Source organism: Peribacillus sp. BM1 (assembly GCF_056679975.1).
This window is the reverse complement of sequence record NZ_JBWXPJ010000003.1, coordinates 66892-81352: the sequence shown is the minus strand read 5'-3', so window position 1 is coordinate 81352 and position 14461 is coordinate 66892. Positions and strand designations below refer to the sequence as shown.

Here is a 14461-nt window from a genome sequence, read left to right as displayed (position 1 = left end):
CAATCCCTCCTTATTTGCAGTTAATGCACGCTTCTTGATCAAACTTCTCTGATATATCTCTACGGACGATATCCAAACTCTTGCTGGTATCAACTTTCCATTCCTCATCTTTTTTACGAAAAACAATACTATCCTCTACTGAATTTTCACCATTCGGGTTTTTAAAATCCACAAAAACATAATACTGTTCTAAATCTTCATCGAAATAGATTGCATAACGAATATCTTCATACTTTAATCCTGAATCAATTTTTTTATCATCCTTATCAACCTCATAGGAACCTTTCTCATAAAGAATTTCTTTTTGCTTTTCGTAATCATTATCAAACTTTGCTTTTTCCCACTCGTAAGCAAGATTCGCAATATCTTCAGAAGATACGCCTTGATTACACCCAGTTAAAAGTGCAATCAAAGCAATGAAAAAGATTAATAATTTTTTCACATGAACGCCTCCTCGGTCTCTGCTCTCCCACGATCACTTTCTTTTGTATTGAAGGCGCTAATCCACTCATCAAACAATACATCCGTCTGAATCTTGGCTGTTCGCCCGTACATATCCTCAACGATACATTGGCCTTCAGAAAGGTTTTTCAGCATATCTCGGTTAGCTTTGTTATCTTCCATCCCAAGAAACTCAATAATATTGCCAGCTTCTTCAGTTGTTTTCGCTTTAAAAGCAAACTTCGTGCCAATATTCTCTTTGATCTGTGGCTTGTTGTACTCATAAGTGGACTGTGTGACGATATAGACAGCTGATCGCAAGGAACGCCCAGTACGCAATAATTCATTGATCAATCGATCGCCAGCACCCGTATTCATAAGCATCCATGCTTCTTCAAAAATCGTCATCTTAACAACGGAATCGTCCCGTGCGAATTTCGTCGCAAACTTGGCCAGTGGTTGCATCAAAGCAACGGCAATGTGTTCGTCTCGTGTGGCTGCCTTTTCGCCTTCATCTGGAAGATTCAAATTTTGAATCTGTAAAATGTTCACTTGTTCACCAAGACTAATCCCGTCAACATCACCGTCTGAAAACATCAGTTTAGCAACCCCGTTCGTACCGATTTCATAAAGCAGATCACCCACATTTTTAACGTCCTGATCGTCAGATGCCTGCAAATAACGAACGACTTTCAATAGCCCAGGTTTCTCTCCTTGTTGAAGAATATGACGAACACCTTTATAAATGGCCGTTTTCACATTCCGCTCGTTCGATTGTAGCTCTGATAAGTATTCAAGAACGCCAACTGCCGCATCCTGCGCCTCTTCCCCTTCAAGGAAAGTAAGGGGATCAAGCTTTCCAGCATCCTTTTTCTCACTTGATAGAGTGATATAGTTGAAACTTTCAATTAACTCTTTAAAGAAGGGGGCTGTACGCTCCATTTCAGGCGTAAGGGCTTGTTTGAATTTCTTTTCGACTTCGTTCTTGGGATCCGTCATAAGGACTTTCGCTCCGAAAAAAACACCATTCAATAGAATATCCTTTAGTAGATAAGATTTCCCCATCCCTGTCGGTCCAGAGATTGTTACATGCGGGGAAGAATATTTAGAACCCTTTAAGCCCAAGTGGGCTAGGAACGGATGGTAAAAAACGAGAGATTGAGAACTTTCAATGCTTTCCCCATCATGCGATATATTTTTTCCGAGATAGAATCCCACAGTATTTCCGATTTTTCGTGTAAGAGAGAAAAGGGATTCAGCAAATGATTCAGGAGTAAGAATTTGTTCCCAGTCCTCGGCTACAATTTTGGCTGCTGGTAACGATTGATGGAACAAAAGGAGTTGGTCGGCAAGTGGCTGCACGATTTCAATTTGCTGGTCTTTAAAATCTGATTTGAGCCTTCTGGCTCGTTTTCGGACTTCTTCTTTTGTTTGACCATATACAACGAAATTGATGTGCGTTCTAAGAAGTGGTTTTCCTTGATTTTTAATTTCATTTTCCAGCTCATGCAGAAGCACACGCCCTGTATTAATTAAGCTATCGTCATCCTCATTCGCTTCAATCAATTGAGCATCTTGATCGCGAAATCGTTTTTTAATGGTATTGGTTTGGTTCTCATCGTCTTTTTTCTTCTTATAGATCGTTCGCATGTTGACCTCTACCGGAAAGTGATAGAACTGAAAAAAGTAAGCCCACTCTTTATGACTTAGATCTACTGGAAATTCCGAAACAGGTAGGAAAGCACACCACGATTCATCATCTAGTTGCTTAATATTGAGATACCCGGCTTTTCCTGGGTCGATTATACCTTCAGTAAGGCTGTAAACACTGCCGTCACCGTCAGGCTGCTCTTGACCTCTGACAAACTGATGACGGATGATATAACGCAATTCCTTTTCTTTCACCTTGAAAGCGCCTAGATAATTATTTAGGGTGGTATAAGCATCTTCCTCGGATTCCTCAAACATACTGGCTGTTAAATCATCAACCTCATGCCCTTCAAAACCAGCAAGCTTTTGCAAATAACGGTTCATACTTTTGAGAGAAGAAGAAAACGTGCTAAGTATATTTTCATCCAGCTCCCTTTTCTTTAACTTAATGCCTACAAAAAATTTGTATTCTACGACATTTTTCGCTTCTTCACGTAAGATTTCTTTTGCTCGATCCGCATAATATTTCCCTGTTTCGGCATATTTCCCTTCATACTGTTGTTGCAGACTATCCATACGCTTATCAATATCAACGGGTATTGGAACGATTTTATAGTCAATTTCTTCAAAGGCCGCAAATTGCCAAGCAAGCCTTTGAAGACGGTTAACCAGATGATTTTCAGCTTCCTGCTCATTCACGCCTACCGTATTTTCATGTAGGCGATAATAAGACCAAGCTTCCATGTCATGCGTGTAGATCACATTGCCTTTGTAAGATTGAATGGGAAATTGTATCATGGTACCACCACCTTATTGGAATCGCTCGTAAGATTGTGCTTTCTTCATCTGTGGCTGGTAAACAGGTTTATGGCTGCTATAACTAAAACGCTTATTATACATATATCGAAAGTACCCGATAAAAAAACGGTCAAGTCGTTTACCGTCCAGTTTACTTCTGCAGATCACTCCGGCAATCATCCACGGCAGCACGGCGTAAAAAGCCAGTTGTAAAGTCGTCGGTAATACCTGATTAATACTCCCTCTGAATAGAAAGAAAACACCGAAAAGAAATAAAGAAACAATGATCTGTCTGATCTCGATCCCTTTTGAAAAAACTAAAAATTTTTCATTTTTACCAATTTTCCAAATTTTTAAAGGATACTTGAAAAATTTTCGGTAGCTGTAGGCTGCTGACCTCATGAAAGTCCACCGCTTTTTACTTGGTTCCAAATAGCTGTGGCCATACTTTCAAACTCACCAGGATTCGCGACAATCACGTAACAAATGACCGCAAAAATAAAGCTAGAGAAAAACTGACCCCATCGTTGAGAAATAAAAGCTCGTACAATCATGACGACCATAACAATAAACAAGACGGCTGCGACTTGAGCTGAAACATAATCGGTAAGACCTGTAATATCTGGCATATACAATCATCCTCCTATCGTGTGTTTTAATTCTTGAACATAATATTTATTGTTCTGCTTGCTCACAAGCAGGGTAAACGGGTGTTTGGATTGAAGGCCCGTATTCGCCTCCTGTAAGAGAACAAGCGATTTCACCATGTATTGCCCTTCTTTTTCCCTGTCATATACCACAAAGTCTTCTAGTCCCTTATACTCGTACAGGTCTTTAAGAGATTCGGGTGTTTCCATAAGGTACGACATTTCCTCCATAGAATTAGTCGTATAAGAGGTGAAAAATTGTGTAGCGAACTGTTTAAGATCACTTTCAACCTTTGTGTTCTTATGTGTTTGATCGGTTTTATCTGTAATAGCTGTTAATCTTGTAGCGCTTGGAATAGCTTGATAATAAGGCTGCTCAATAACGTTGAAGGAATTTCCGTCTGTTCCAAGTCGAACCACAATCATTTGCTGTTTTTTACCCAGCGATTCTTCAGCCATAGGTACTTTTTCTTCTACCTCTTCCTTGCCTTCTGCGTTTTTCCCCTCTACTTGTTCTTTTTTCTCTACGATCTTGAATAGTTCATAATCTATACGATACACATAACTGGCTGCGGCTTCCGAAACGTCCTTCACATCATATAAGCTAGCACTCTTCAAAACTCGTTTCCCTTTAAATTCCGAAAGGTTTTCCAACTCTCCAACCTCTAACCCTTCAGCAAGAAAGCTTTGAAGTGCTTTCGCTCGTTCTTCTCGCTGTTTTTCGTCATTGGATACGTTGATGTAGGTGGCAATAAATGTACTGGCGTATTCCTCACCAGCTGGTGAATTGGCAAAACCAACTTCGTTCAGGCTGGCGATTTGCGTTGCTGCTTCATTCTGATATCCATTCACCTTCTCATTCAGGAAGCCCGTTCGAGACCACGATTGAAAAGTGAAAAAAATCACTCCGACAAGCACCGCCCAAAATACAAAGCTAAATACCAATCGACCATTAAATCTTGAGGACTTTAGTCGCCTTTCATCTTTTAAGACCTTCTTGCGCCCTCGATCCGCATTGTTCTTAAAACCCTGCTTCAGACTATCAAGAAGCTTCATTGGATTGAATCCCTCCTAATTCTAGTGCGTTCCGTACATACACTCGGCGGAAATAGGTATCGCCTGTATCTTCCTCTACCATTTTGCGATTGATGAAGATTTCACCGATTTGCAAGTTTTTAATTTCACTAGGATTCGCCTTAAATCGTTCCACATTACGGACAGTTCCCATGGTTGCTTCATAGCGAATATGAGGATATTTCTTTTCAATCTGCTGCGTAATTTCCCGATCGGAATACGTGCCAAATACTTGGGCAATTCGCTCGGCATCCTTGGATGAATTGACACGTCCAGTGGCGATAATATTGCAGTTAGAAATGATTTGCTCCGTCATGACAGGGTCAATGGCGTCAATATCGGACAACGTTTGAGTAGAGATTATGCATTCAAAACCTGCAGAACGTGATTTATTGACGATATCAACGATTCTGCGATCACCATAAGCTGAAAACTCATCATAGACACCCAAAATCGATTTACGCCCCTGGGCTTGTCTGTAAGCTACCAAACTATTTACGTCCAGAATGATCATTTTTCCAATCTTTTTAATGTAATCAGCATATCGGCTTCCAGAAATACTGAAGATCACGACGTCGTTGTTATCGGTGATTTTTTGAAGATCAATACCATTCTTACTTTCCACAAATAAATGCCCAAGATCGGATTCTAGCAGCTCTCCTAGTTGCATCTTTAATCTTGTCAAACAGCCTTCGACAATCTCTTCCGGAAATTCATCATCTAACACTTTTTTAATACGTTGCATGCCCTCTTCAAGTTTTGTAACAGATCGCTTACGCTTTCTTACAACCATTTTTTTGACGGTTTCCGTCTTTGGCTCTGTCGACGAAAGAAAACCGCTTAAATCGTCATCCAGTGACGTTTGAGACTCCTTTTCAACAAGTACTTCTTCCTCTACTTCCATCTCAAATTCTTCTTCAATTTCTTCCTGGGTGCTGTGTTCCCTGAAAAATTCACTCATGTAGGTAAAACTGGTTAGCTTGGCAATCGTCTTGATCTCTCTAGGTACGCCTGCTTCATCAATTAGCTTGACCACTAGTTGCAAATAACGGGATGCAATATCGGTGTAATAGGCTCCATCCCCCTCATTTGAAAAACTGAAAAGCGACATCAGCTTATCTCTTGTTTCAGTCGGTGTACCATTCTTGATCGGGTTATACGTGAGTTCATCCATTTCAGAAAACAGATACACTTTCCGGCCATATGCTTCACACAACGCCTTAAATTCAAGCATAGATTTCCTTTCACCCTTGCCATCCATGAAGATAACGGGTTTTTCCTGCTGCAAGGCTGCTTCCATGAGCGAAGCAATGAGTGTGGTCTTTCCTGTACCCGTTCCCCCGGTAGCCAACATGTGATAATTAAGCTCATTTGCACCAATTGCTACACGCTCTTTAAAATCGGTGTACCCGACAAAAACCTCTTTGGATAGCTTATTTCGGTACTGTAGCTGCTTCTTACCTAAAAATTTTACGCGATTTTTTCGAAAAGCTTTATACTTCTGCTCTTCTTTTTTCTTTAGCACGTCACCAGATTTAGTAGTCACTCTCTTCTTCCAAAAATACTTGGCGAAGATAAAAAATCCAAACGAGAATAGGAACACCAATCCTAGTAACACAAAGTAGGAAGAACTTGTTGCGGCAATGGCATTTCCTTGATTCAATAATTTTTCAACACCCGCCGACATGTATGGAATATTCAGTTCTGAAATTAATCCAAAATAACTAAGGATACGGCCTGATTGAAATTGCCAAAATAAAATAATCGCTCCAGTCGCAAGTGCAGCGTATGAAATCCAATCTCGTCGAAAGAGGTTAATAATCGCAAAGATCAGCATTCCAAGCATAACCGGCAGAAAGAACAAAATTCCAATTATCCCGATTAAACCGTAAATCACGAGTTCACCAATCATTAGATCCGTTTCAGTCTGTTTTGGCTCCCCTCGTTTCTCCATCATTGGTTCCACTAGGCAACACCTCTTCCCACCGTTCTTCTAATATGACAGAAGGAACATTGCGTACCGTAATCTTATTAGCATTAATTAATCGCTGTTTTGCCTCAATAATTACATTATGAATTTTTACTTCATTCGCAAAGTAGATCACTTGGTCGTAGGAGTATGGTTGTTTACCCTGGCGCTCTCCAGAAAGTATTTCATCAAACATCTTGAACTTGTCATCATAGCGTTTTCGTTCTTTCTTATTCAATTCCAGCTCAACCCAGGTCGTGGTGACGTTTCCATTAGCTGGCTTAAAAAAGAAAACTGCATCCGGTATTCGGTCCCGCTTATCATTAAAAGCTTTCAATTTACTAGGATTATCACCCTCCCCAATCATAGAGAAACGAATTTCCCTCTCTGTCCGATACTTAAAGTCAACACCCTGCTTCTCCGATTGAATCTCATAAAATAGAATGAGATCAGTGATGAGAAGATCATGTTGTATAGTATAGATCCTTGCCTTATTCGGAACGGTTACATCGACATTCGTTAATTTTCTGGCGTCAATCGTTCCAAGATAAACCCCAACCTTATGTGCAATGCGTTCGTACTTCACATACTTTTTATCTACTAATTTTCGAAGTCTGCGATAAACACGGTGAATATTAGGCTCACGAAATTTCAGCATAATTTGTTTGGCCGTCACCATACCATTCCTCAAAATAAACGATAGATACTCCAAATCCTTCTCTTTTAACGAAGTATACTTTAGCATCATCTAAAACATCATCCTCTACTAACAAATATAAGAACCACTCTCCCTTTTAACAAAACAGAAACGAATTGCGTAAACAATAAATGCAATCAACATCACAATTAAAAGCACAGTTAATTGAAAATTTTTTAACGCCCACATAAGCAAACATTAATGATCCTAAATAAGCTTTTATTCACCCATTCACCGCAATAACCCCACACCTCATTGATGAATAAATATACAAGGAATCTAAACTGATACAAATTTCAATTAGTTACAATACCCCTCCCTCATCATTATAAAATTACTTTTTCTCTTGATCTTAGCTATTCCTTTAACCATGAACGTTATTACTTGAACTTATCTTTTGAACTTGCACTTGAACTTAATTTTTGGACCTACATCACTTGAACTTATCTCTTTAACTACCTCTCTACCACTCTCCTCCCTATCTAAAATCTATCCAGTCGCCCCCACTCTCACTTTGGATTACCTCCGCCTTTAGACTAGTAGCAGAAGACCTCGGCTATGTTTACGTAGTATAGGCGAGGTCTTCTGCTGGTTACGGGAATAAACAGGAGGTGATCCGCCCTTTGTGTGATTGGGGGCGACTGCTTTTTAAAACCGCAACTCATATAGACATTCATTAACTTCTAAGTTACGTATATTAATCTATATGGTTTACGGTTTTTTAAGCTGTATTTCAAGCCTACTAGACGTACATTTGTTTGGCAATACTTGTAAAGAAAAATGAATATAATTTCCCATATTTTAGGATACAAATCTATGGTGAATCACTTACATATACCCATTATCTAAACTTAAGATCATTGGTTCCTCGATAGAATAATAACTTAAAACTCACCCAATCTTATCCAATGAATCTCATTGTTTATTTCTTCATAATTTAAATAAGCAACCAAATAAACCCTATTATGACTTTAAGATCTCCCTCACTAATAAAATCTTAAACATGTATAAAAGGATGCATATAATATGCTAATTCTTCTCGCGCCCACCCTACACAAAATCCAAATAGAAGCCACTCAAAAAGTTCTTCCCCAATAAAAAGAAAAACTATCCACTACTCAAGCTAGTAAGAGAAACCATTTTCTTACAGACACCCAAAAGGATACTATAGATATGTGATGGCAGACTGGCTCATTAATTTTAAGAAGTCATTTTATCCGGTGGAGAAGCCCCAGAACGGTATAAAATATCTACTTCATGAGTCAGCAATTCAGTTTCCAATGTGGGGAATTGGAGGGCAACAAATTGATTCGGTTCGGGAAGAAGTTCGGCAAAAGAAAGCTGGGCTTGTAGAATGCTATTCTTACGTAGCATCAGCAAGCTCCTAAATAGCATCGAACGGCTGGCAAGTTTTGTTATAGCCCCGCGGCCACGACCAATCGTAAATTTTTTAAGTTTGCTCGATTGCTTACAAACTTCCTTAAGCGTAGATACAGACATTCCAAAGGTTTTAGCAAGACTGCTCAAAGAAGCCTCCAAAAATGGCTTTTCAGGGCTTGTATGTGTATTTAAATAAGCGATGATGTCCTCTTCCCACTCCTCATAATGGGAACGCACTCGCTCTTCACGCGGCTTTTTGAATTTATACCAGCCTTCCCTTCCCTTGAATTGAGCTTGTCCATCTGTCCAAAGCTCTAGTAAGTCTTCCACGTAGGAACGCTTTACACCCTTATATTTGCCTGAATACGCACTCCTTATAATTCGTTCAAATTCCCCTTTCTTTAGTGGTTGATACAAGTTGCTGTTAAATTGATCAAGTTCATCATAAGCTTCCTCCAATGGCCGCTCACTCGCGTAATTGGCAAGTGCAAGCGTCATGAGTGCATTATTACGGCTGGAGCCAAAATGCCCTTTCTGGATGTGTGTAGCTCGAATAAGCGCCCGATACCAGTCTGAAGACGTTTGGTCGATTACTGAAGCATTCTTGTTATAAACTACTCGCAGGAAGTTTCTATTTTCCTTCTCTTCATACTGTTTAGACCAGGTTAGCAGTTGGCTTGTGTTGGCAGGCTGGTCATAGAAGTCCAGTACATTGTCTTCCCTTGGGATGCGGTAAAAGCCGAAAGGGACACATCCGGTATCAACCGGCACATAGCTTTTAAGTGCTTTTCGCATATTTTCAGACAGACGCTCGGCAACTCTTAAAGCCTTGTAATCTTGTTTTTTGTGTATATGAAAAGGAGTTTCCAGCACAAAGAAGACCTGGAATCCTCTTGGCGTTTCCAGAAGAAGATTAGGACGAGGCAAGCCCAATTCCTCACATCCAAGATAAAGGGCGTACAGATCCACTTCTTTTGTATCGATATCAAGGCTAATTACATTGATTTGTTTTAGATTCTCACGCTCATGCCCCTTGATGATACGTCTTTTGAAGTCATAGTATGTACCACCTCGATAGGTATTAGGCGTCCAGTGGGTCAGGGTCCCATACTTTTCTTGGAGAGCTTCGTAAGAAGTCACAATATAGCCTTTCCCCTCCACAAGGTCAGCCTTACATGGCGATACAAATACCACGCCTTTACGATGAGGGTTTTCGTTCATAGTATTCTCGTATTCAACCACTCTATTTAAGGGCTGACGGGAGCCCTTCTTTTTATATAGACGCAAGCTACTATGAGTCATAAATTGCATGATTTCAACGATTGAAAGGAGACTTCTTTTGTAATTAGCTGCTATTGGAGTTCCCATGATACACACCTTCTTCCTCTACTTAAATTACAAACATTTAAAGTTACAATAAATTGCACCGATTTCCACTTCTTGCATGGAACTTTTTGCTGAATATAGTATATCGAACTCGACTTTTGAAAAAGGGTGCTCTCTAGGAGAAATGCACCAAAAATAAAAAGTCCCTTGGGACTTAGAGCCCCAAGGGTTTGATTTTTTTTTTTTTTTTTTTGTTATGCAAGTTCCGCTCACTTTTTGCACCAAAAAAGCCGAAAGTGTACCATTATTGCACACATTGCATATTGAACGTAATCCTAAAAAAGCTTGTCATGATAAGGTCCGTTGACATACATCTAAAAAAAATACTAAACAGGTTCCGCTCATCTCTGAGGGTGAGTGGTGCATTTTTGGTATACAGGTTCCGCTCACTTATTAAATAATGGTGCTCAAATTGGGTATATTTCTTATATGCGATAGAAACAAACTAGTGCTAATATGTATATAAATCAACGTTTTTTCCTCCTACACAGGTTCCGCTCACATGCACACTAAAAATATAATTTTGGTGCATTTTTTAAAAAAATAGTATACAAGTTCCGCTCATTTCGAGAATAATGGAGCATTTTTGTAAACATATTTCGCTTTATCAAATTTACCTAGAATAATTTCAAGTTGGTACTCACCAAAATCTTAGAGCTGTATTTACAAGTAGTTCAATAAACAAAGAGAAGGTTGGTGCATAATAGCTATAAATAGTACACAGGTTTCGCTCACTTTAGAATAATGGTGCGTTTCCCTTAAATCATATAGAAATCATTGAATCTTTTGTTTAGTGGCCTTGAACATTTAATGATTATTTTGACAGGGATATATGTTTACATATGCTGGCTTCGTAAAACCAGTATGGTTTATGGTGCATATGCACCATTACTTCGAAACCTGTATAGTAAATGGTGCATATTATTCGGAACCTGTGTAGTAAATGGTGCATTTTCTCTTCGAAAACTGTTCCACTCTTGTTATAATGATAAGAATGTGGTGCATTTTAGATAAAAGGAGAGGTTTTAATCTTTTCAGCCATTGGATTTCCTTCATAATAGAGAGGGTGGATTTTTTTTGATATATCAGGACATACATGATCATATGATTTTGAACTATGAGTTTCTGAAGATTGCTATTTTCGAAGAAACCAAAATTTTGTTTAAAGATCGTCCTTATATTCTGGCTAAATGGAAACAGGAAGCCTATCGTATGACGGAGGAAGAGGTCAAAAATCAGATTCCGGACTATACAATGAGTCCAAGCTTCCGGGCCTTATTTTCTTTGTTCACTCAAACATTATACTTCGAAAAACTTATAACAAAAGAAATGTTAAAAAAGGCTGTAGAAAACTATCAGGATACAATGAAAGTCATATTAGCCGGACATTTTATAAACGAATTCCCTATGGATGAGATAAAACGAAGCGCGAATGAAGAGAAAATAAGTGAAGCTTTGAGCCGTGAATATATATATTCCAGCATGGACATGGATTATCATTTAATGAGAGACATCGTGACAAAGAAAAAGGACTTTAAAAAAGGAGAGACGGGTCTTTTGGCAACCGAGATTATCGACAATCGTGGAAAGGTCAGAGGATTAGCAGAAATCAGGCCTCCTGAGTCTCATGTGACTGAGCTTGCCTCAGATCAACAGGAAATGTGGTTTGAGCTTATCGAATCTACTATAAACTCATTGGATGAAATGACGGCTGACCTCTTTGATTTAATTACATACTTATGGATGGTGTCTCCTAAGACCAGTGACGGATATATAGAGTTTCATAGTAATGATGCCTTACAGCTTAGGAACCTAAAGAAACGCACAGCACAAGGCAGGGAACTGGATTTTCGTGAGGAAGATCGCTTCAATATCATGAAACGAGTGGCTGCACTTTCAAGCATCTGGGTCTCCCTTGGTAATCAGCAGGTAAAGGTGTTTAACGCCCAAGATATCCAGGACAATGAACTTTATGAATTCAAAGATTTCCAAAGAATGTTCGAAGTTGGAAAAATCCGTGTTGCCTATGATAAAAAAACAGGAGAACCAAAAGGTATATATGCCGTACAAGTAAAACCGTCCTCTGTTCTTACCCCCTACTTGGATGGACCAAATCGAACACTTGGTTTATTAGATTTAAAGGTTTTTCAATATAGCCATTACACACAGCGCGAACACAAGCGATTGACCCGTTATTTTAATATCCAGTGGAAAATCAGGACCATTAGAAGAACCTTGCAGCAACCCTTTAAGGTATCTACCCTGTTGAAAATAATGGACATATCCAGTCGATATAACGGAGTGCAAAAGAGAGATAAGTTTGAAAACGTGTTGGATGAATTGCAGAAAGACAGCGTGATCAGGAGCTGGAACTATACGGAAGAGATCGATGAGGAACAGGTTGGGAAAAAGGGTTGGTTCCAAAGCTATTGGACCAAACTGAACGTACTTATTCTGCCAACAGACACTGTCGTTAATGAAAATCAGAAAAAGTTACTGATTGATTCAAATCGTTTGGTGAATGAAGAAATTATTGAACGGATGAATCAGATAAGTCACGAGAGCTCAATTACAGAAGATCTTATGTACTCACAGAACTTTTCATTCAATGAGTTAGCTCCAACACTTGAATTAGAATCCACCGAGGATCCATCCATCGTACCTTCTGGGAAAAGTAGTAAAGATAGACACGGGGAACCGGAACAGCAAGTGTTGCATTTCGGATCAGAACATGAAATAGAGCTCTCTCCAGAAACAATGAAAGCCATGATGGACTCCCAAAATATGAGTATCCGACAGACAGCAGAAGAAATTGGTTTTTCCCACTCTACTCTTTCGCGGTACCTAAGAAGAGAAAATAAACGCCAAAACAACAAGAACGATGAGAAAATGCTCAATTGGTTAAAAGAAAAACAACAGCAGCACTCTTACTAATGAAATATGTTAGAGTGTTGCCGATTGTTTATTCCTCTCTTAATCGCAACAAATGTTTTTTGTAAATCAACAAGTTAGTTATTTGATTTTAAAACCTCATACACGCATGCCCCGTTCTGATTTTAAGACCGGATTAAAATAAAGTTGTTAAATTATTAAAGTAAAACACTTCACTTCACTGCACTTAAAAATAGAACAATAAAATCATTTAAAACCTAAGTGATCTTCCTTAATCGCGCCCTTTAAGCGAAACAACAAGCAAATTTAGGTGTATCACAAAGGATTTTAACAAAATATTGTTACACAGAAATTATGTGACAGTATTTTGTTACACCATATTTAGCGTGTTTTGCATGAAAACAAAGCAAGATTGGATTTGTATCTAATTAGACCATTTTTGTGACTACAAAATAAGTGCTCTCATTCGCACATTAGATGATTGTACACACCACATGTGTTTAATGGTCTATCGTAATCTATAGTAAAGCTCTAACTCTAAGGATTACTTTGCCCCTGGTTGCATCGACGCTGGCATTAGACCCTTTAGTTGAACAAGAAACCCTTAAGTGTTTGTTTAATTTTGCTTTTATAAACGTCAAATTGGAGATAAAAAACAACAGGGCAGGAGTGATATGCACCTGCCTTTGTTGTCATAATAAATTTAAACAATTGAAATGTTTATTCCAAGTATACATGTTTATGATGTTGGGGATGGAAATCTTGCTGCTTCAAAACGGGTATCTATATTTGCTCTAATAGACCCATTTACATTTGGTACTGCAAAAACCTCGACGCGGTCTCCTGCTTGTAGTTCCAAGATAGTTGTAACATTTGCTACACTCAAAACAACATTAGGTGCTCCAAAAAATTCATTATCAACAGCAGCTTGTGTAACACCATTTACGACAATTATTACTGCAACAACGTGGTTCTGAACGACGTTAGGGCCAAATACTATAGTCCCTTTAATTTCATATACTCCTCTTGTTGCTGGAATAAATGTTGATGTAGCTGTATTGTACTCATTGGCTAAATCAAATTGTTCATTTGAAAATAAAACCTTTGTTCTAGTGTTTGCAGGAGCAGGGATGGAAGTAGCTGTGTTGAGAGCTCTGAACGCTGATGGTCTTACGTTTCCTTTATTATCATCTTTTTTACGATCATGGTCTTTTTCTGAATTTATATTAATATTGATTTCATTGTTGTTACCACCACAACACTTTTCTTTTTTACTATTATAGTAGTCATCGTATGATTTCTTATGATGGTCTTTTTCTACATAATAAATATCATCTTTTTGGTTATAAAGACTATAATTCTTGTTTATTTTAATCACCCTCTTTTGAAATTATATATATGTTATTCATTACTAAAAAGAGTGTTTGTACAATATATCCAATTATTTATACCTTATTTGGTTCATTTTTAGAGCAAGCATAATCAATTTAAATGTTTTCATAGATCGTAATGACTCAGCCTGCATAT

General features: G+C 38.5%; 10 protein-coding genes. 1 reads left to right on the top strand and 9 read right to left on the bottom strand.

Translation table 11 applies throughout. The annotated features are described in order from the left end of the window. Positions 1-10 precede the first annotated feature (10 nt). The 8 genes from AC1MGI_RS22090 to AC1MGI_RS22055 all read right to left on the bottom strand — a co-directional run bounded on the left by AC1MGI_RS22090 (position 11) and on the right by AC1MGI_RS22055 (position 10024). Positions 11-442, bottom strand: coding sequence for a hypothetical protein (locus tag AC1MGI_RS22090; RefSeq protein WP_480350229.1), 432 nt, complete (start codon positions 440-442; stop codon positions 11-13). Further along, entirely contained in the window at positions 439-2889 is a 2451-nt protein-coding gene (locus tag AC1MGI_RS22085; RefSeq protein WP_480350228.1) for an ATP-binding protein, read from the bottom strand. Before AC1MGI_RS22085 ends, AC1MGI_RS22090 begins: the two co-directional genes overlap by 4 nt. Before the next feature lie 12 nt (positions 2890-2901). Continuing rightward, the gene (locus AC1MGI_RS22080; RefSeq protein WP_480350227.1) at positions 2902-3291 is read right to left on the bottom strand and encodes a TcpE family conjugal transfer membrane protein; all 390 of its coding nucleotides are present in this window, start codon (positions 3289-3291) and stop codon (positions 2902-2904) included. Further along, positions 3288-3518 carry a TcpD family membrane protein gene (locus AC1MGI_RS22075; RefSeq protein WP_062187292.1) on the bottom strand — a complete coding sequence of 77 codons (231 nt, stop codon included), beginning with the start codon at positions 3516-3518 and terminating at the stop codon, positions 3288-3290. Before AC1MGI_RS22075 ends, AC1MGI_RS22080 begins: the two co-directional genes overlap by 4 nt. 6 nt (positions 3519-3524) lie before the next feature. Continuing rightward, the gene (locus tag AC1MGI_RS22070) at positions 3525-4592 is read right to left on the bottom strand and encodes a conjugal transfer protein (protein ID WP_480350226.1); all 1068 of its coding nucleotides are present in this window, start codon (positions 4590-4592) and stop codon (positions 3525-3527) included. Further along, positions 4579-6567, bottom strand: a complete 1989-nt coding sequence (locus AC1MGI_RS22065) for a type IV secretion system DNA-binding domain-containing protein (protein ID WP_480350273.1) — start codon at positions 6565-6567, stop codon at positions 4579-4581. Before AC1MGI_RS22065 ends, AC1MGI_RS22070 begins: the two co-directional genes overlap by 14 nt. After that, positions 6533-7327: a hypothetical protein gene (locus AC1MGI_RS22060; protein WP_480350225.1), complete on the bottom strand. Its 795-nt coding sequence runs from the start codon at positions 7325-7327 to the stop codon at positions 6533-6535. Before AC1MGI_RS22060 ends, AC1MGI_RS22065 begins: the two co-directional genes overlap by 35 nt. Before the next feature lie 1149 nt (positions 7328-8476). Next, a complete protein-coding gene (locus AC1MGI_RS22055) occupies positions 8477-10024 on the bottom strand; it encodes a primase C-terminal domain-containing protein (RefSeq protein WP_480350223.1) in 1548 nt (515 codons plus the stop codon). Positions 10025-11119: 1095 nt separating this feature from the next. On the opposite strand from AC1MGI_RS22055, the gene AC1MGI_RS22050 reads away from it, so the two are divergent. Further along, on the top strand, positions 11120-12976 hold the full coding sequence (locus AC1MGI_RS22050) for a helix-turn-helix domain-containing protein (RefSeq protein ID WP_480350221.1): 1857 nt from the start codon (positions 11120-11122) through the stop codon (positions 12974-12976). Between the two features lie 697 nt (positions 12977-13673). Here the strand turns inward: AC1MGI_RS22050 and AC1MGI_RS22045 are convergent. Continuing rightward, positions 13674-14264 (bottom strand): C1q-like domain-containing protein, encoded by a 591-nt coding sequence (locus tag AC1MGI_RS22045; RefSeq protein ID WP_480350271.1) that lies wholly within the window; start codon positions 14262-14264, stop codon positions 13674-13676. Positions 14265-14461 lie beyond the last annotated feature (197 nt).

Bases quoted from the DNA above. Each gene is read 5' to 3' on its own strand.
- AC1MGI_RS22085 (WP_480350228.1), bottom strand. From the start codon at position 2,889: ATGATACAATTTCCCATTCAATCTTACAAAGGCAATGTGATCTACACG.
- AC1MGI_RS22080 (WP_480350227.1), bottom strand. From the start codon at position 3,291: ATGAGGTCAGCAGCCTACAGCTACCGAAAATTTTTCAAGTATCCTTTA.
- AC1MGI_RS22075 (WP_062187292.1), bottom strand. From the start codon at position 3,518: ATGCCAGATATTACAGGTCTTACCGATTATGTTTCAGCTCAAGTCGCA.
- AC1MGI_RS22070 (WP_480350226.1), bottom strand. From the start codon at position 4,592: ATGAAGCTTCTTGATAGTCTGAAGCAGGGTTTTAAGAACAATGCGGAT.
- AC1MGI_RS22065 (WP_480350273.1), bottom strand. From the start codon at position 6,567: ATGATGGAGAAACGAGGGGAGCCAAAACAGACTGAAACGGATCTAATG.
- AC1MGI_RS22060 (WP_480350225.1), bottom strand. From the start codon at position 7,327: ATGATGCTAAAGTATACTTCGTTAAAAGAGAAGGATTTGGAGTATCTA.
- AC1MGI_RS22055 (WP_480350223.1), bottom strand. From the start codon at position 10,024: ATGGGAACTCCAATAGCAGCTAATTACAAAAGAAGTCTCCTTTCAATC.